This is a genomic window from uncultured Mobiluncus sp., from assembly GCF_963511525.1.
In the GTDB taxonomy this organism is placed as follows: domain Bacteria; phylum Actinomycetota; class Actinomycetes; order Actinomycetales; family Actinomycetaceae; genus Mobiluncus.
On the sequence record NZ_CAUPIY010000007.1, the window covers coordinates 93,212 to 110,752 of the forward strand.

The 17,541-nt window shown below is 60.6% G+C and carries 14 protein-coding genes, 2 tRNA genes and 1 pseudogene; 7 read left to right on the forward strand and 10 right to left on the reverse strand.

Features of this window, described 5'->3' with window-relative positions:
* Positions 1-87 precede the first annotated feature (87 nt).
* On the forward strand, positions 88-1,095 hold the full coding sequence (locus tag RQ935_RS06630) for a ComEA family DNA-binding protein (RefSeq protein ID WP_311497702.1): 1,008 nt from the start codon (positions 88-90) through the stop codon (positions 1,093-1,095).
* A 942-nt stretch (positions 1,096-2,037) separates the two neighbouring features.
* Positions 2,038-2,712: pseudogene (locus RQ935_RS06635) on the forward strand (ComEC/Rec2 family competence protein); the annotation flags it as partial.
* A 43-nt stretch (positions 2,713-2,755) separates the two neighbouring features.
* Here RQ935_RS06635 and holA read toward each other — a convergent pair.
* Complete coding sequence (gene holA, locus RQ935_RS06640; protein ID WP_311497703.1) at positions 2,756-3,844, reverse strand: DNA polymerase III subunit delta; 1,089 nt, start codon at positions 3,842-3,844, stop codon at positions 2,756-2,758.
* Between the two features lie 147 nt (positions 3,845-3,991).
* Here holA and RQ935_RS06645 point away from each other — a divergent pair, with 147 nt between their 5' ends.
* The 3 genes from RQ935_RS06645 to RQ935_RS06655 all read left to right on the forward strand — a co-directional run bounded on the left by RQ935_RS06645 (position 3,992) and on the right by RQ935_RS06655 (position 5,317).
* Positions 3,992-4,432: an HIT family protein gene (locus RQ935_RS06645; protein ID WP_282921185.1), complete on the forward strand. Its 441-nt coding sequence runs from the start codon at positions 3,992-3,994 to the stop codon at positions 4,430-4,432.
* Positions 4,433-4,564: 132 nt separating this feature from the next.
* A tRNA-Lys gene (locus tag RQ935_RS06650) sits at positions 4,565-4,640 on the forward strand.
* 185 nt (positions 4,641-4,825) lie between these two features.
* Complete coding sequence (locus tag RQ935_RS06655) at positions 4,826-5,317, forward strand: hypothetical protein (protein ID WP_311497704.1); 492 nt, start codon at positions 4,826-4,828, stop codon at positions 5,315-5,317.
* 434 nt (positions 5,318-5,751) lie between these two features.
* Here RQ935_RS06655 and nusG read toward each other — a convergent pair whose 3' ends face one another.
* The 7 genes from nusG to RQ935_RS06690 form a co-directional block, all read right to left on the reverse strand.
* Positions 5,752-6,585 carry a transcription termination/antitermination protein NusG gene (nusG, locus tag RQ935_RS06660; RefSeq protein ID WP_298635404.1) on the reverse strand — a complete coding sequence of 278 codons (834 nt, stop codon included), beginning with the start codon at positions 6,583-6,585 and terminating at the stop codon, positions 5,752-5,754.
* A gap of 47 nt (positions 6,586-6,632) precedes the next feature.
* Positions 6,633-6,893, reverse strand: coding sequence for a preprotein translocase subunit SecE (gene secE, locus RQ935_RS06665; RefSeq protein ID WP_282921162.1), 261 nt, complete (start codon positions 6,891-6,893; stop codon positions 6,633-6,635).
* A gap of 192 nt (positions 6,894-7,085) precedes the next feature.
* Positions 7,086-8,342: a CapA family protein gene (locus RQ935_RS06670; protein WP_311497705.1), complete on the reverse strand. Its 1,257-nt coding sequence runs from the start codon at positions 8,340-8,342 to the stop codon at positions 7,086-7,088.
* 38 nt (positions 8,343-8,380) lie between these two features.
* Positions 8,381-8,456 (reverse strand) — tRNA-Trp (locus RQ935_RS06675).
* A 158-nt stretch (positions 8,457-8,614) separates the two neighbouring features.
* On the reverse strand, positions 8,615-9,820 hold the full coding sequence (locus RQ935_RS06680) for a pyridoxal phosphate-dependent aminotransferase (RefSeq protein WP_282921160.1): 1,206 nt from the start codon (positions 9,818-9,820) through the stop codon (positions 8,615-8,617).
* 93 nt (positions 9,821-9,913) lie between these two features.
* Positions 9,914-10,240 carry a hypothetical protein gene (locus tag RQ935_RS06685; protein ID WP_297346675.1) on the reverse strand — a complete coding sequence of 109 codons (327 nt, stop codon included), beginning with the start codon at positions 10,238-10,240 and terminating at the stop codon, positions 9,914-9,916.
* Positions 10,241-10,546: 306 nt separating this feature from the next.
* The gene (locus RQ935_RS06690; protein ID WP_311497706.1) at positions 10,547-11,692 is read right to left on the reverse strand and encodes a tyrosine-type recombinase/integrase; all 1,146 of its coding nucleotides are present in this window, start codon (positions 11,690-11,692) and stop codon (positions 10,547-10,549) included.
* Positions 11,693-11,777: 85 nt separating this feature from the next.
* Here RQ935_RS06690 and mnmA point away from each other — a divergent pair, with 85 nt between their 5' ends.
* Both mnmA and RQ935_RS06700 read left to right on the forward strand, forming a co-directional pair.
* Positions 11,778-13,007: a tRNA 2-thiouridine(34) synthase MnmA gene (gene mnmA, locus RQ935_RS06695; RefSeq protein WP_298635411.1), complete on the forward strand. Its 1,230-nt coding sequence runs from the start codon at positions 11,778-11,780 to the stop codon at positions 13,005-13,007.
* 150 nt (positions 13,008-13,157) lie between these two features.
* Positions 13,158-15,746 carry a glycogen-debranching protein gene (locus RQ935_RS06700; RefSeq protein WP_298635782.1) on the forward strand — a complete coding sequence of 863 codons (2,589 nt, stop codon included), beginning with the start codon at positions 13,158-13,160 and terminating at the stop codon, positions 15,744-15,746.
* A gap of 230 nt (positions 15,747-15,976) precedes the next feature.
* On the opposite strand, the gene RQ935_RS06705 is transcribed toward RQ935_RS06700, so the two are convergent.
* Both RQ935_RS06705 and trpS read right to left on the reverse strand, forming a co-directional pair.
* A complete protein-coding gene (locus tag RQ935_RS06705; RefSeq protein ID WP_282922634.1) occupies positions 15,977-16,306 on the reverse strand; it encodes an isocitrate dehydrogenase in 330 nt (109 codons plus the stop codon).
* Positions 16,306-17,415: a tryptophan--tRNA ligase gene (gene trpS / locus RQ935_RS06710; RefSeq protein ID WP_399532174.1), complete on the reverse strand. Its 1,110-nt coding sequence runs from the start codon at positions 17,413-17,415 to the stop codon at positions 16,306-16,308. Before trpS ends, RQ935_RS06705 begins: the two co-directional genes overlap by 1 nt.
* Positions 17,416-17,541: the final 126 nt, after the last annotated feature.

Sequence of the window (17,541 nt, forward strand, 5' to 3'; positions counted from 1 at the left end):
ATTTTCGACTTTCCGCGCCGGTGGGTCGCGATTAGTTTCACAAGCAAGGGGCGGACAGTTCCCGGCACGATAGAGGAGGCAGTCAGGATGCTAAATAAGTTTGGACAAACGGACCGCGACCGGCTCACTGCCAGTGTTTTTGAGCGGGCCAGAGCCGCGGGCGTAGGCTATCTGGACGATGCCGAGCCTGATTACCGAACCGCGCGCCGTCCTGCGCCGCCCCCCGATTTTGGCTTGGATGGGAACCCGCCAACTCGCGGTAACCTGGCGGGGCGGGCTGAGGACCTGGTTCAGGGCTTTGAAAGCAGTCTCCAGGTCAGGCCCGTGGCCGAGCGCGAACAGCGGTTACGCCTGGCACCCAGCCCGCGGGTAGCGACTTTAATAGCGGCGTTTATGCTGGTAAGTGGGCTTTTGGTAGTGGGTTGGCAGGTGTTTGCCGCCCCGCCCGCGTCCCCGCCTGCCGGGGTGCTATCCGGGGACGCCACAGGGAAAACGGATTCCAAAACGGGCAGTTCCGCGAGCCCGGGTGCCGCGCTGGCAGCCGCTGAGGGGAAAGCCGGCAATACCGCGGCGGGCAAGGCAGGTGCTTCGCCCTCGCCGGGGGCCGCCCCGCGCCTGTTTCTGCCCGGTGCAAACGGCGCTGAAGTCGTAGTTCACGTGGCCGGAGCGGTGAGCCATCCCGGAGTGGTTCACCTGGCGGACCCGTCTCGCGTAGCCGATGCTCTGGAAGCGGCGGGCGGAGCCCTGCCCGAGGGGGATCTGAGCACCCTGAACCTAGCCCGTCCTCTCACGGACGGAGAAATGATTTATGTGGCTCGACCTGGGGAAACTCCCCCGCCGAGCGCGGGTGGAAACACTGGTAGCGCACCGGGCTCGGGCACAAAGTCAGCGGATAGCCAAGGCGAAAAAGTGAACCTGAACACGGCGGATCTGGGCGCTCTGCAGACCCTTTCCGGCATCGGCCCCGCCCTGGCGCAACGCATTGTGGATTACCGCGAGTCCAACGGGCGGTTCGCCTCGGTGGATCAGCTAGACGAAGTTAGCGGGATTGGCCCAGCGCTGATGGAGCGCCTGCGCGACCACGTGTGCGTGTGAGGATTTGTGATGACCGCACAGGACGAAACCGCGTTCATTGTCCGGCGGCTGCGCACCGACCAGGACTATCGCCCCGCCCCGCTGGATTTGCGCCTGGCAATTCCGGCGGTAAGCCTGTGGGTGGCGCTGTTGGTGGCGGGAAGCCGCGGGGAGCGTGTCGCGCTGGTGGTGAGCGTTGGATTCGCCCTGGTCGCGGCCCTAGCGGCGGGTGCACTGGGGTGGTTGCACCGGTCACAAGCCCGTGGGGGCAGGCGTGGCACGCTCACGCCCATCCGCGTGGGGAAACGCGCTACGGAAACGCCCGCCCGCGCGGTGAATCGCTACCCGGAAACGCCCGCCCGCCGGCGCCATCGCCTGTTTCCGCGCGGCTCCGGGCTGGCTACGCTGCTGATTACCGCCCTGGTCATTGCCATCGTTTTTGGGACGCTGGCGCTGCGTCTGGAGCTAGATTCACGCGATAGCATAGCAGTCATTGGCGCTCAACCGACCGCCCGTTTTGACGTGAAAGCCCAGGTCGTCTCCACTCCGAAACTGAGCAGGAGGAACAGTTACCGCGTTGACTTGAGAGCGACCCGCCTGACTTGGCACGGCTCCACCTACCCCACCCGAGCCCTGTTGCAGGTCAAAGGGGCTGGTTGGGACGGTATCCCCCTTGGTTCGTGGGTACGTCTGCGTACCGGTATGGCCAGTCGGGACCTATCCACCCAATACCTGGGCTATGCGAAGTCTCCGACCCCTCCCGAAATTATCGGACCTCCGACCGGGCGTTTTATGTTTGTCAATGCGGTGCGCCAGCGCCTACGCGAGGCCACGGCGGAGCTTTCGGAATCAACGGCGGGAATGATTATGGCGATGAGCCTGGGGCTGACCGCCGTCCAAGACCCCCTGGACTGCGAATCTATGCAGGTGGCAGGCTTATCGCACCTGACTGCCGTGTCTGGAATGCATCTCAGCGTGGTGCTGGCCGTGGCGCTGGGACTGACCGCTCGGAAACGCCGCGGAGTGCAAGTCGTAGTGGCAGCGGGGATTATGGGAATTTTCCTGGCCATGCTGGAAGGTTCCGCCTCCGTCACCCGCGCGGCGGCGATGGGGGCGTTGACGCTGGTAGGACTGGGGATAGCCCGCCCTTCCCGCTCGGTGTCCTCCCTGTCCGCGGCTATCATCGGAATGCTGCTGGTGCAGCCGTTCCAAGCGACTTCTTGGGGTTTTGCTCTGTCGGTAGTGGCGACCGGCGCCATCGTTACCGGCGGGCCTTACTTGGCGGCCTGGTGCGCGCGGTTTTTGCCGCGCCTGATTGCTCTGCCGCTGGCTGTTTCCCTCAGTGCACAGCTGGCTTGTGCGCCGCTAATGCTGGTCATGCGCGGGAAGCTGCAGGTTTACTCCCTGCCGGCGAACCTGTTGACCGGGGCGGTGTCCTCCATAGTGACCGTGGGCGGTCTGGGACTGGTCGCACTAGCAGCCGTGGCGGGACTCCCGGCCGCGTCATTTGCCGCTATTGCGGTGCCTTTGCGGTTATTGGAACAGGGCGCGGCGCACGTTACCGGGTGGGCTGCCGCGTGGATTTCCGGCGTGGCCAGGTTCTTTGCCAGTCGACCGGGAGCGGAAGTCGACTGGTTGGAAAACCCAGCGGCGGGCGTGACCGGGCTGTTGATTGTGGCACTCAGCTTCGCGTGGGTGGCGTCCCAACTGGCTCGCGCACGCCGCTGGCGTATCGGCACACCGCCAAGACCATGGCTTCCAGGGCGTATTCGGGATCCCGCGAGGCCCCTTTTACCGCTTCGTCCGCGCGGGCAACCGCCAGGATGGCTAAGCCCAGCCGCTCATCGTCCCAGCGCGGCGCAACGGCGTGGATTCCCTGGGCAATCCGTCCGAACAGAGGCTTAGGCGGGTCCACCAGGTCCATCTGCGCCACCGCGGGAGGCAACTGGGTGGAAAACGAGGTCAAAATCTGGCGGAGTTTCGTGGCCATCGCCGAAACAATCAACACCGGCGCTACCCCGGTGGCCAAAGCGTGGCGCAACAGGCGCAACGCTTCGCCAACATTGCCGGTCACGGCCGCATCGGCGACATTAAACCCAGTCGCCTCCACCCGCCCTTGCAGGTACTGATCGACCTCAGCCAGGCTCAACGGCTGAGCGGGATCCCCTACCGTTTGCAACAGCTGGGTCGTCACGGAGAGCAATTCCTCGAATTCGTCTCCCAGCGCCGCCACCAGCGCCGCTACCGCGTCCTGGCTGATGGGACGTCCCAACCGACCAGCCTCGGCCTGGAGGAACTGAGCTTTCTCCTCCGGCCAGCGCAGCTCATCGCAGGCATAGACCTTCGCAGCTCCCTTTTTGCACAGGTCCAAGACCTTTTTCCCGCGGTTTCCTCCCGCGTGCCACAGCACCAGGTAGGCATCCGACGCAGGGCTAGCCAGGTAGGCTTCTAAATCCTGGAGCAACTCGGCGTTGGCCTGTTCCAGTCCGGGAACGATAACCAGCGGCATTCCCCCGAAGAGAGAGGGGGAAGTCAGTTGGCTCAGGCGGGACGATTCATAAGTCCGGGCGTTGACCTCGGTGATTTCCGGGGGTTCCATCGCCCCGGCCTTTTCGGCGCTGGCCAGGGCCGCAGCGCGCAAGCTGGCTATAGCGCGCTGGGCGAAAACCCGTTGTTTGCCCAGTAGCAGCACCACCGGAGCTAGCGTTGCGCGCGACCACGGCTCGAAACCAGCCCGGGAGCCTCTCTGAGCATTCTTCTTTGTTGCCACGCTTTAACTCTACATGCCCCCCGGGAGACAAAAATTCCCCTACTATAAAAGCGGAGCGACACCGGGAGGGCTATCCGCCCCCACCTGATGCGCTCGCTAAACACAATAGCCGCCCGACCGGACTTCTGCGAACGAAAGGAACACCTCATGGCCAGCGTATTTACGAAAATTATCAACGGCGAAATCCCCGGAAACTTTGTCTGGCAAGATGAGCAGTGCGTCGTTTTCGCCACCATCGAACCGCGCAGCGACGGTCATATGCTGGTGGTGCCGCGTGAGGAAGTCGACAACTATCTGGACGCCGACCCGGCTTTGATTGCGCACCTGTCCCAGGTGGCTCAGATTATTGGACAAGCCGGGCGCGATGCGTTCAACGTGTCGCGCGCCTTGATCGTCGTCGCCGGTTTTGATGTCCCCCACCTGCATATTCATGTCATTCCGACCGATTCCATGCGGGTGCTGCATCCCGATGCTAAAGCAGCGGGCTCTGCGGACGCAATCAAAGCCAGCTGCGACAAACTGCGCGGCGCTCTGATCGAACTAGGCTTTGGCGCGAACGTCCCCGAATCTTTGGAATCCCTGGGATAGTCGGGCCACGCCAGAAAGCGGACTGGCGGCAGCGCATCAAATCTGCAGAAGTTAAACCCCGAGTTGGGGCACATTCAATTTGTCAATCCCCGCCCGGAGCGTTAGCATAGTTAACCGCGCCAAAAACGCAAAGCGCCATTAGCTCAATTGGCAGAGCAACTGACTCTTAATCAGTGGGTTCAGGGTTCGAGTCCCTGATGGCGTACCACTAAAATCGTTGCAATTTCACCAAAATTTCCCATTTGCGTCCTATTTTTGCCACGCCCAATTGTGGGTTCTTACTAGAGCCAGCTCCACCCAAAAACATGTCGTAGGTTCTACATGAGGTAAGCAGACAGATTTGCCGATTACCAGCGGAGATGAATCCTGGCTATTGCCGGGTAGTCGAGGAACATGGTAAATTTGAGTTGGTGGATGCGAGAGTATCTGCTGCCAAGTTTGTGGACGAACCGTTCACTGAGCCGGGAGGTGAAAGTCCCGGCTCAAACTGTATCTTTTTCGATTACCGTGCGAGAACTGAGTATCTTTGCTGACGAATCCGGCACCGAGGCCGACACTAGTGGCTATTACCTGTTAACTTTGGTTCTGCATGACCAATCCGAGGATGTGACCGGGCCAATATCTGATTATGAATCGGCTTTGAGGATTCGCGGTCTCACTGACATCCCCATGCATTCTTCGCCTTTACTACGCGGTAACGAAGATTACGAGAATCTAGACGTGGCGTTGCGTTTGAAATACCTATTTGCCTTCAATGCGTTTGCTCTGCGGCTCCCGATTCATTACCGGTCTTTCGTGTTTGAACGAAAGACCGCGCCTGGACTGGAGGCTCTGCAAACGGTTTTGCCAGAGGCATTGCGTAGTTTCAACTTGAGTGGCTGCTAGGTTTTGACCAGGTAAAGATTTACTACGACGGCGGTCAACCGACCGTTGAAATGGCCTTACGAGAGGTGTTTACTCAAGCATTAGCGCGACAGGTTTCCGTATTTAAGCCGGGCGGGTTTCGTGAATACCGTTTAGCGCAGGTCGCGGATTACTTCTGCACCATAGAGTTGACACGCTTAAAATTCCAGACCAAATCAGCAACACACACGGACCTACTTTTCTTCCAGAGTAAGCGCGATTTCCAAAGGAAATACCTTAACCGGGTGAGAAAAAAGTGGATAGGCTGAGATGCTCGGTACCGCACCAACAGTAGCACCCAGCGATGGGATTCTCTTAAATCTTAAACCATAGTGTTCTTGGAACATCTGAGAACACTCGGAAAGCCCGGGCGGGCGCAGGATGGAAGTCCCGCGCCCGCCGCCAAGCCTGAAAAATCAGTCGATTTTGGCGACCTGGTTGAAGTTCAACTCCACCGGGGTCTCGCGCTCGAAGATAGTGACCAACACGGTCAGCTTCTGAGTTTCGGCGTTGACCTCGGCAATCGTCGCGGAAAGCGTCTCGAACGGACCGGAGGTAATAGTCACCGACTGACCCACCTCGAAATCCGTCGCCACCGGAGCAGTTCGCTGCGTCGCTTGTGAAATCTCGACTTGACCGTCTTCCACCGCCACTTTCGCGGCCTCCTTGGCGGTCGGAGCCAGCATATTGACCACTTCCGCCAACGTCAGCGGCACGGGATCTTGCTGGTTTCCCACAAAACCAGTCACGGCCGGGGTGTCCTTCACCAGACGCCACGAGTTCTCATCCATGTCCATGCGCACCAAAACGTAGCCTGGAATGCGCGGACGCTGCACGACCTTGCGGCTCTTGGCCTTGACTTCGACATGTTCTTCCATCGGAATCTCGACCTGGTAGACATAATCTTCCATGCCGGGATTATTCGCCACGCGCTGTTCAATGTTCTGTTTCACACGTTTTTCGTAGGAAGAGTACGTGTGTACCACGTACCACCGGCCCGGCAAAGCGCGTAGCTCAACTTCGAGTGCCTGCTTCGGGTCGAGTTCCTCCGTCTCGGTTTCCGCAGCATCCGCGGTGTCCTCGATGATTTCACCAGTTGCGGGGTCCACGTTCGCGGGGACTTCCTCTAGGTCCGGTTCAGCCGCCAAAGCGTCCTCGGCGGGCGGGGCGGCCTCGGCGGCCTGGTTAGGCTCCAGCTGGGCTTCTTCAGCCACAGCAGCGTTTTCTTGCAATTCGTTCTCGTCTGACATTACTGATATTCCTCGTGGGGCGATGATGTTGAAAAGACCAAAGAGGCCTAGCTAAAGATAAGGTCGGTCAGGGCTCCGAAGCCCAAATCCATCAACCCGACCGCGGTCATGATGATCGCCACGAAAACAATCACGACCAAGAAGTAGCGCCACAGTTCTTCTCTGGTGGGATAGACAACTTTTTTCATCTCATCCACGACTTGGCGGAAAAACTGCATGATACGCGCGAAAAAACCAAGTTCCTGATCAGCGCTAGGGGTAGCTTCGGCTTTTTTCGCCGGCTGAATGGCACCTTCGGTTTCTGCCATTATTTGTTCCTCCTGTAGGCAATTTCTTTCCCCGCCGCGGGCACACTTCACCCTAAACAAATTAACGGGGGGATGTGTCAAATCATAGTAGAAAACCGTACCTAAAGCCAATCGTCCGCGGCCGGTACGGGGCTGTTACTCGGTTGGTACGCGGCTCGTGCGAGGCTGACCCCGCGACCGGCTCGGCGGCGTCTAACGTGCCAAGACCGTCACCGCAGCGGGCTCAGCCGGAGCAGGAGGCGGGGACTTCAGTTCTGTCGCCTCAGTTCCCATCACTTTCACCAGTTCCTCATGGTAGCGCTGGACGGTAGCGGCATCGAGACGCGAGCCGGGCGGGGCGGCTCCGCCATCGAAATCGTGGACGGGAACCGCGTGGAATCGGCTGCGGTCCAGCACGACCGGGACCCACGCCGCTTGGCTGAGAGTGACCTGCGGGTGTTTCTCCGACCCGGAGATGTCAAAGCTCAGCCACGCAATCGACTCAATCTGAGTGCCGATTCCCATATCGGGGGTTTGGCTGGTCAGCAGGTTTCCGGTGCCGAAATAGGTCCACATCCCGGTACCGTGCACTCCTCCGGGCGTGAGCGTAATTGGCTGGGGAACGTGGGCGTGGTGGCCGACATAGGCGTCCACGACCCCGGATTGCGCCAGAGCCTGTGCCCATTGCCGCTGTTGGGGCTGGGGTTCATAGACGTATTCGCTGCCGCCGTGGGGACTGACGATCACGATGTCCGCCCCGGCCTGGCGGGCTTGCCGAGCATACTCGATGATTTGCTCGACATCGTTGATTTCCACCAGGTAAGGGTGATGGTCCACTTCCGGCACGGATTCAAAATTCAACCCGTACGTAAACGATAGGTGTGCCACGTGTACGGTGCGTCCCCCCTTGTGAATTTCATACATTTGCCAAGGGGTTTGCTCGACATTCGCGCGGGTCCCAGCCGTCCCCAGCCCGGCGTTTTGCAGCACTTCCAACGTGTGGGTGATACCCGCAGTCCCTTGGTCCCAACTGTGGTTCGACGCCGTGGAACAGCCGTCATAACCGACCTGGACCAGGCCGTTTGCCCAATCCATCGGGGCGTTGAAAATCGGGTAGCCGTGGGGAGCTTGTCCGGGTTTTCCGTAGGGAATTTCTTGATGGCACAAGGCCAGGTCGGCGCGTTCCAGGTAGGGCTTCACCTCTGCCAGCAGTTTCTCTAGGTGATATTGCCCGTCCGCCTCTCGAGACGCCGCTGTGACCCAGCCGTGGCTCAAAATGTCCCCGGTCATCGCCACGGTTAGGGTGGTTGGAGCCAGAGGCGCAGGAGTGCGGGTCGCGGCTGAGGTCACTGGGGCCGGTGTGTGGTGTTGATTCACAGCTCCGAGACCCGCCGCGACCGCGACCAGCGCGACGATTCCCGCCAGGAAAAACAGCAGGAAAAGGGCGGTACTGGGTCGGCTTCGGTACACAGACACTCCCGGAAACGTTGGAAACTGTATGAGCCAAGTGGCAGGGAAGACAGGACTCGAACCTGCAACCTACGGTTTTGGAGACCGTTGCGCTACCAATTGCGCCACTTCCCTAGTTTTGCGTAAGCCCCGCAGGGCGGAAACGAAAAACGCAGCGTCCTCAATGATAAGGCAAATCTGCCATAACTTTCAAGCGCGCTAATACCGAGCCGGATTAAAACATTTCACCGGGGGCAACACCCCAACGCGCCGCCCCCGGTGAAATCCAAAATCTACTTCACTTTTGCCAGCAAATCCTGCACCCGGCCAACCCCTTCAACCAGGTCAGCATCGGAAAGAGCATAGGACATGCGGATAAAGCCGCTGGGGCCGAAAGCCTCACCGGGAACGACCGCAACTTCGGCCTTGTCCAAAATCATGGCCGCCAGCTGGGAGGAGGACTCGATACGCTCCCCATCCAAGCTACGCCCAAACAACCCCGTGACGTCGGGATACACATAGAACGCGCCGCGTGGCACCGGTACCTGCAAACCGTCAATCTCACGCAACATCCGCACGATGGTCTGACGACGCTGGTCAAAGGCTTGACGCATCTGTTCCACCGCATCCAGCGGCCCGTTCAACGCCGCGATGGCGGCCCGCTGGGCAATGTTGCACACGTTGGAAGTCAGGTGGGACTGGAAGTTCGTGGCGGCCTTGATGACATCAGTCGGGCCGTTCATCCAGCCCAGACGCCACCCGGTCATGGCGTAGGACTTCGCCACGCCGTTGACAATGACGCAGGTGTCCGCCAGTTCCGGAACCAGCTTCAGAATGTGAGCAGGCTTAGCGTCGTCATAGAGCAGGTGTTCATAAATCTCATCGCTGATGACCCACACGCCCTTTTCCACAGCCCACTGGCCGATGGCGGTCAGCTCCTCGGGGGTGTAGACCGTGCCGGTCGGGTTGGACGGCGAACACATCAGCAGGACTTTGGTTCGCTCGCTGCGTTTCGCCTCCAAGTCCTCCGGGGTGACTTTGTAGTCCCGGTCAGCACCGGCGAAAACTTCCACCGGAACGCCGCCAGCCAGGCGAATCGCCTCGGGGTAAGTGGTCCAATAGGGCGCGGGCAGCAGCACTTCGTCGCCGGGGTCGACGGTGGCGGCAAAAGCCTGGAACACGGATTGTTTCCCGCCGTTGGTGACGATGACGTTGTTCGGGTCGATTTCGTAGCCGGAGTCGCGCAAGGTCTTGGCGGCGATGGCTTCGCGGGTGACCAGCATCCCTTTGCCTTGGGTGTAGTGGTGGTTCGCGGGGTCTTTACAGGCCGCCACGGCGGCTTCCACTATGTAATCGGGGGTCGGAAAATCCGGTTCACCAGCGCCGAAGCCGATGACCGGCTTTCCGGCAGCTTTCAGTTCTTTCGCTTTACTATCGACAGCGAGGGTCGCGGACGGGGCAATGGCGGCAAGGCGCGCAGAAACACGATTTTTACTCATGCCCCCATTCTTGCACTTTTCGTCAGGGCAGCGCACCGTTTTCGTGGGGTCCAGCCTAGGTGGGCCACAGGACAGCTGCGACCGCGAAAAAACCTATTCCCCCAGTTCAGGGCCGATATCGAGATCCCGCTTCACCGCGCGGGTCGTCCTGACGTAATAGAACACAGCCGCCGCCACCATCACGATGCTGACCACGATGGAGGGATAGTCCCGGTGCGCCGTGAGAGCAATGACTATCAGCGTCGCCGCCGCCACCACCGTGAATCCCAACACGACCCGCGCCAGAAAAACGACACGGTTGTATTCTTCACGGCTGGTAGAGGGCCGCCCCGGCAGGCTACCCGCGCCATGCTCGGGGCACTCTCCGGTCACCGGCTGATCATCAGGCAGCCCGCTGGTGCCCGCCAAAGGTTCGTTCATGGCTTCAGCCTATCAAAGCCAGCCTAGGTAAACAGGACGAAAACCCGTCTCCCTGCGCACAGTTTCCACAAGTTATCCACAGGTGTTGGGGACAGTTTTGCAGAGTTTACTGGGGAAATCGCACATCGGTTTGTATTAACAAACCCGTCACCGCCGTCAGGGTTCTGAACTGGGTATTTGCAGCAATTCACCTGATATTACGCCATTTTTTCACCCCTTTATTAACCTGGAGTTTACCTGCACTTTTCCGCCGGAAACTCCTTCATCCACATTTTTTCCACAGGCCATGTGTATAACTCGTTCGCACTAGGCGGCAGCCCGGCGCAGAGTCGTTTGCCGCATCCGGCTCAACGCCCCGGCGACATCGCCCAAGTCTGGTTCAAACAAGTCCGCATAGACATCAAGGGTCAGCGAAGCCGAGGAATGCCCCAGCATGCGCTGCACCGCCTTCACGTTAGCTCCCGCCGACACCGCCAAAGTGGCGGCGGTGTGGCGCAGGTCGTGTATGTGCAGTCCGGCCTGTCCGACCGCGAGCGCCGCCATGTCGAAGTGTAAGCGCAGGTTGGAGGCCCGCAGGGGGGTGCCGTGTTTCGTGGCGAACAGGAAATCGTCGCCTCCGCACGCCGCCCGGGTCAATACCCGCAAGTCGCGGCGCAAGAAATCCGGTATCGGCACGACCCGGGTGCGCCCGTTCTTGGGAGTACCGAATACTTGCCGCCCCGACACCTCCGACACCGCCCGTTCAATCCGAATCACGCGGCGTTCCAAGTCGACCGCAGCGGGGGTCAACGCCAGGGCTTCCCCAATACGTAAACCGGTGTACCCCAGCAAACGCACCAAAATTTCCAGTTGATTGCCACCCGGCGCAGGGGTTTGCCCACCGCGCGCCCGAGCCAGCGAGGCCAACCCCGCGTCTATCGCCCCCGCCCGGGACTTGCGCCGAGTCAGGTACCCGCCGCGACCTTTCTTGCGCAAAAACACCACATTCTGTCCCAAACCGCCGGGCAAAATAACCCCCGAGGGTTCGCGGGTCAACCGCCACCACCCAATTTCCAGCGCCAGGGATTCTAGCTGCAGCACAGTCAAGTAGCGGTGGCGTCCGGTGCGGCACACAGTCGGCAGCGGCACCCCGGCCGCAACGTTGCTTTCGATGGCCCCCAACCGGTTGGCCAACGCCAGTACCTGCCCCACGATTTGATAAGCCTGACGCACCCCGGTAGGGCTGACGCCCTGTTGAGCGAGCTTCGCAACCCAGGAGACGACCTGCAGGTAGCTGACCTGGTTCGGAGCCTGTTCCCCAAATTCCAGGTTGACCGTGTTTAGCATCGAACGATAACTTGCCCGGGTGGTCGGCTTGAGGTCGACCCGGCTTTCCAGCCAAATCCGGCCAAAATCGGCGAAAGTGCGCGGTTCGAAGTCAGCGCGGGGTTCGGTGGTTGTCAGTTCTTCCATTGTTTTCCCTTTCAAGTAGGCAAATTCCCGAGGTCTCGGGGCTGGCGGGAGCCAGCACAATGGGAAACGGTAGAATGTGAGGTCACTGAGGAGGAAAAACTTGGCGAAAATTTTAATGGGATTATCCGGCGGGGTGGATTCCGCCGTGGCGACCGCACGCTTGCAAGCAGCCGGTCACGAAGTTTCGGGCTTCTTTATGCAGTTGGAGTCCCCCTCCCGCCCGTGGTCGCGTCCTGCCGCTTCTGCCGAGCCGGTCGATGCCCTGGCTGATGCGCGCCGGGTCGCAGATTTCCTGGGGGTCGAGTTGCAGGTGTGGGACTTGGCCGAGCGGTTCAACCGGGTCGTGATGGATTCGTTTGTGCAGGCTTATCGCGAGGGACTGACCCCGAATCCGTGTGTGCATTGCAACCGTTTCATCAAGTTTGGTTACGTCATCGAACGCGCCCTGCGAGAAGGTTTCGATTATGTCGCGACCGGCCACTACGCCCGACTGTGGCGGCCCGGCCAGGCAGGGTTGATTCCGGCGGGAGTTCCCCAGACCGGTGCGGACGGCGCGTTTCCGGACTTCGCCCTGCTACGCGGGTCGGCGATGGGCAAGGACCAAAGTTACGTTTTGGCAGGGGCACGAGCCGCAGCGTTGGCACGAGCCGTGTTCCCGCTGGGGGACGTGACGGACAAGGCCGCCACCCGCGCTGAAGCTGAGGCACTGGGGATTCCGGTGGCGGGCAAGCGGGATTCTTTTGATATTTGTTTCCTCCCGGACGGGGATACGCGCGGCTTTTTGCGCGGCTGTATCGGGGCGGCGCCGGGTCCCATTGTGGACGAGGACGGAGCGGTGGTGGGCTCGCATGACGGCGCTTTCCAATACACGGTCGGACAGCGCCGTGGCCTGCATATTCCCCGGCCTCACGCGGACGGCGCTCCCCGCTACGTACAGGGTACGGATCCGGAAACGAACACGGTGTTTGTGGCTCCCCGCCAGGCGCTGACGGTCACGGAAATTCACGCCGGGCCGGTGGTGAACTGGCTGATAGACCCCACCAAGCTGGGACTCAGCGCAACTGGTGAGGGTCAGTTGGACCCGCCCGGGTTGACTATCCAGTTCCGTGCCCACGGCAAACCCGTCGCCCCGCAGGGCGTGTATCTGGAAACCGGGGATGGCGGAATCGAACTGCGGGTGGTGCTACAGCCCGCCGATGAGGTTACCGGAGTGGCGCCAGGTCAATCCCTGGTGCTTTACCAGGACAGTCCCCGGGGAGACCGAGTTATCGCCCAGGCGACCATCACCGCTACCGACAGCGGACCACACTTGTAACCCCGGAACTCATTTACGAAAAACGTCAGTAACTGAAATCGGGCGACGGCAGAGAACTCGCGACCGGAAAAAGCCAGAATTACCCGCCACAAGTTAGGCGAAGCTCACAATGTCCGGCACGCGAGACGTTTTCCCGGTAATGTCGAACCTATGACTGTCGAGAAGAAGGGGACGACACCGACATTTGCTCCCACTGACGTGGTCGCGGAGGAACCGAAACTCGACCCACACCACTTGGGACCCACTATTACAGAATCCGGGGTCGCCTTTTCCGTTTATTCTCACCAAGCCACGGCGGTAGAGGTGTGCCTGTTCGACTCTCCGGACGAAAACGGGCGCTACCAGTCCGAACGCCGGATTCGACTGCGCGGACCGTTCCGCGGGATTTGGCACGGCAACATTCGTGGCGTACGTCCCGGTCAGGTATACGGATATCGGGCTTATGGGCCGTGGGATCCCGACGCGGGAGTGTTCTATAACCCGCAAAAGGTTCTGCTCGACCCCTACGCGAAAGCGATTACGCAGCCCCCCGTTCTCAGCCCCCAGCTTTACGCCCATCAGGTCGATGCCGAGCTAAAGCCCGTGACTCGCGAACTCACTATGGATCCGTTGGATTCCGCGGACTACAACGCACTGTCGGTCGTGGTGAACACGCATTCTTTCCCGGTAGCGGATCGGCCGCGCACGTCTTGGCGGCGCACCGTCATTTATGAAGCGCATGTCAAAGGTTTGACCCGGCAACTGCCCGGAATTCCCCCGGAACTGCAGGGTACCTACGCCGGTTTGGCGAACCCGGTCACCATTGATTACCTGAAAAACTTGGGCGTGACCGCTATTGAGCTGCTGCCGATTCACGCCAAGATGCCCGAACCGTTTCTGGCGGAACGTAACCTGAGTAACTATTGGGGCTACTCGACTCTGAGCTATTTCGCGCCCGAACCGACCTACGCGACCGAAGCCGCCCAGCGTCAAGGCCCCCAGGCCGTCTTGGACGAGGTCCGCGGCATGGTCTCACTGCTACACCAGGCCGGTATCGAGATCCTGTTGGACGTGGTCTATAACCATACCGCCGAGGGTGGCACCCTGGGACCGTCTCTCAGCTTGCGTGGCTTGGATCCGCAATGTTACTACGTGTGGAATCACGGCTACCCCAACCAGATGGTAGACTTCACCGGCTGCGGCAATACGGTCGATTTCACGTCCACCGAGTCGGTGGCGCTGCTGTTGGATTCCCTACGGTATTGGGCCGGAGAAGTCGGGGTGGACGGTTTCCGTTTCGACTTGGGGGTAACGCTGGGGCGCAACCGTGAACAGTACGCCCTGCGCCATCCTTCTTTTGTGGGCATGGCGACGGACCCGGTTCTGGCTGGCTGCAAACTCATTGCCGAGCCGTGGGACATGGGTCCGAACGGGTGGCAAACCGGGAACTTCCCCTCGCCTTTTGCGGACTGGAACGACCGCTACCGCGACGGCATCAGGGGTTTTTGGCTCACCGATGCGGCGGCGCTGGCCCACGGCCGTCACGCCCACGGCCCGCACGAGCTCGCCACCCGCGTCTCCGGGTCGGCTGACCTGTACGGTTCCAACATCGCCGAATACAACCGCGGTCCGGGAGCGTCCATCAACTTTGTCGCGGCCCACGACGGCTTTACCCTGGCTGACCTGGTGACTTTCGACCACAAACACAACGAAGCCAACCTGGAAGGTAACCGGGACGGGACGAACAACAATAACTCGTGGAACCACGGTCACGAAGGCCACGTGCTGAGTGGCAAAGAACTGGGGGACGAGGACCTACCCAGCGCTGCCGCGGAAATCGGCCCCGACCCGCAGTCTGGCGAAGGTTTCTCCCGCCGGTTTAGCCGCATGGATCCCACCACACCCTTCCACGGCGACCCGCTGAACCGCACCGAGATGGTAAAAGTCGCCACAAACCGGCTGAAAACCTTGCGAAACTTGTGGGGCACCCTGGCGATTAGCTCCGGCACCCCCATGATTTTGGCGGGGGACGAGTTTGGGAACACACAGAACGGCAACAATAACGCCTATTGCCAGGACGGGCCGATTTCCTGGTTGGATTGGCGCTGGCAACCCTGGCAAAAGGGACTGTTTGAAACTGCCCGCTACCTGTTGCATTTGCGCGCCGAACACCCGGTCATGCGCCCCGATGAGTTCGCCTCCGGGATGCCCCAGGCCGGGGATAAGCTCCAAGACCTGTCGTGGTACAACCGCGAAGGCGAACATTTGACCCCCGGCGCCTGGCACGATCCCGCCAACCGCGTCCTCCAGATGCTACGTTCCGGAGCCCCCTGGGACGACGTGGATTTGCTGGTCATGATTAACGGGACCAATGACGAAGTCCAGATTAACCCCCCGCGGGCGCGTTCCCGCGTGTTTCGGCTGGTGTGGGATTCCACCTGGCCCGATCCGAGCGCCCGCGAAGGCAGCGCGGGGGAAAAGCTGCAGCTGTTGACCGGTTTAAACTCCGCGGCGCCCTCTGCCCGGCATCAAGACACGAACGACCCGGTCGCGCTGTTTGCCGAGGAAGTCGGGGTCACCCCCGGTTCCGGAATCCGTTTGGCGGAAGTCATTTCCGAGCTGCCCGTGACGGTGCGCGGCATGAGATCCAAGATGGCGCCGTTCTCGATGCGGATTTTCTTTGCCGAAGTGCCGGACAATCCCTCCGGGGACGAGAAAATCGATTTGCTGAACACCTTGCGCAAAGTCCAAAAGCACTAGGGCGCCGCGTCAGTGCGTTGCGCCGGTGCGTGCCGTGTCGGTGTGTGGCGCATAAGGCCGTGTGACCTGCGGTGTAGTGGGGTCGCGCGAAAACCAGCGCGGCGGGCGAGCTAACGCAAACGTACGCTCTCAGGGTTAGCGCACAAGTGAGGCCGGGTCACCGGTGACGTGGACGGCGAGCCGCCGGACGCGCTCGTGACCCACCCTTGTGAATGCGCCGAAGAATGCGCCTATTCGTCTAACAGATAGTCGCGGCGCCCCAGACTTTTGGGATTGGCCTTCGCGGGCGAGGACGGGTAGGGCTTGTTTTCCCCTGCCGCCCCGGGACGCCCTTTGAACTCCCCGGCCCGGAAAGAATCTTCCCCGACCTCATAAGCCCATTCCAGCAGCATATCCGTCGTCTCATCCACCAGCTCATCGCGGGTTTCCGGGCTCACTGACGCGCCTTGATTATCCAAGTTGATAATCCACAGGGCGCGCTCCACCATCCGGTCTGCCACGGCCTGGGCATGGTCGCGGCGCCGAATCAGGTCCTCTGGTTTTTTGTCGTCCGGTTCCATCACACCCCGTAGTTCATTCCCATAGCGGCTTTCATCTCACGTAGCACGTCGCTGGCTTCATCGCGGACTTTTTCGTTGCCGCGGGCCAACACGCCCCACAAGTAGCCTTCGTCTTGCATCAGTTCGGCGCGCCGCTGGCGCAGCGGGCGCAAGTGTTCGTTCAGCGCCTGGGTCACCAGGGCTTTCAGCGCCCCGCCGCCGCCCGCTCCGATTTCCGCAGCGATGTCCTCCGGCGCCTGCCCGGTACACAGCGAGGCAATGAGCAGCAGGTTCGACACTTCGGGACGATGCACGGGATCGAAAGTAATCTGGCGATCCGAATCGGTCACGGCCTTTTTCAGGATTTTCGCGGTGTCGTCCTCGCTGGCGCGCAGCTCCACCGTGTTATGCCGCGACTTGCTCATCTTTTGGCCGTCAGTGCCGAGGATCATCGCGCCCTGCCCCAGCAGGCCCTGTGCCATCGGCAACACGCCGCGCCCGGTCTTCTTGCCGGTCTGCGGGTCGCGCTGCGGGTAACGTTTGTTGAACCGCTTGGCGACCACGCGGGTTTGCTCCAGGTGCGGCAGCTGATCCTGACCCACCGGCACCAGGTTCGCCTTGGCGCACAGGATGTCCGCGGCCTGATGCACCGGGTAGGTCAGCAGCAGCCCGGACATGGGACGCTCGGCGGCTTCCAACTCGGCTTTCACGGTCGGGTTGCGGTGCAGCTCCGCCTCGGTCACCAGGGACAGGAAAATGACCAGCATTTCGTGGATGGCCGGAATCTGAGAATGGCAGAAAATCGTGGATTTTTCGGGGTCAATCCCCGCCGCCAGGTAATCCGCCACCAGGTTCAACACGTATTCGCGCACGTTGCCGAGGTTGTCCCGGTCGGTGATGACCTGGTAGTCCGCGATGAGCACCGTGGTATCAATGCCCAGGTTCTGCAAATCCACCCGCGTTTTCAAGGTGCCGAAATAGTGCCCGATGTGCAGGAATCCGGTGGGGCGATCCCCCGTCAGAATGCGGTACTTTCCTACGTTTCCCGCCGCGATGTCGGCTTCAATCGCTTTCGAGGTTTCCTGAGCAGCTTTCAAGGTGGCGCGGATTTCCGTCTCGCTGGCCGCCAGGTTTTCGTCTTTAGTCGTTTCTTCACTCACCGTTTAAGTCTAACCCACCGAAGTCCGATGGCCGTTTCTAAAATACAGGTATGGTATAGTTAATGATGCTTGTAAGAATCCACTCTTCTGAGACGT

What these genes read in the sequence shown, in the direction of transcription:
- RQ935_RS06705 (WP_282922634.1), bottom strand. Translation starts at nt 16,306, where the DNA reads ATGGAACCGGACGACAAAAAACCAGAGGACCTGATTCGGCGCCGCGAC.
- RQ935_RS06700 (WP_298635782.1), top strand. Translation starts at nt 13,158, where the DNA reads ATGACTGTCGAGAAGAAGGGGACGACACCGACATTTGCTCCCACTGAC.
- secE (WP_282921162.1), bottom strand. Translation starts at nt 6,893, where the DNA reads ATGGCAGAAACCGAAGGTGCCATTCAGCCGGCGAAAAAAGCCGAAGCT.
- RQ935_RS06645 (WP_282921185.1), top strand. Translation starts at nt 3,992, where the DNA reads ATGGCCAGCGTATTTACGAAAATTATCAACGGCGAAATCCCCGGAAAC.
- nusG (WP_298635404.1), bottom strand. Translation starts at nt 6,585, where the DNA reads ATGTCAGACGAGAACGAATTGCAAGAAAACGCTGCTGTGGCTGAAGAA.
- RQ935_RS06680 (WP_282921160.1), bottom strand. Translation starts at nt 9,820, where the DNA reads ATGAGTAAAAATCGTGTTTCTGCGCGCCTTGCCGCCATTGCCCCGTCC.
- RQ935_RS06655 (WP_311497704.1), top strand. Translation starts at nt 4,826, where the DNA reads ATGGTAAATTTGAGTTGGTGGATGCGAGAGTATCTGCTGCCAAGTTTG.
- RQ935_RS06685 (WP_297346675.1), bottom strand. Translation starts at nt 10,240, where the DNA reads ATGAACGAACCTTTGGCGGGCACCAGCGGGCTGCCTGATGATCAGCCG.
- RQ935_RS06690 (WP_311497706.1), bottom strand. Translation starts at nt 11,692, where the DNA reads ATGGAAGAACTGACAACCACCGAACCCCGCGCTGACTTCGAACCGCGC.
- RQ935_RS06630 (WP_311497702.1), top strand. Translation starts at nt 88, where the DNA reads ATGCTAAATAAGTTTGGACAAACGGACCGCGACCGGCTCACTGCCAGT.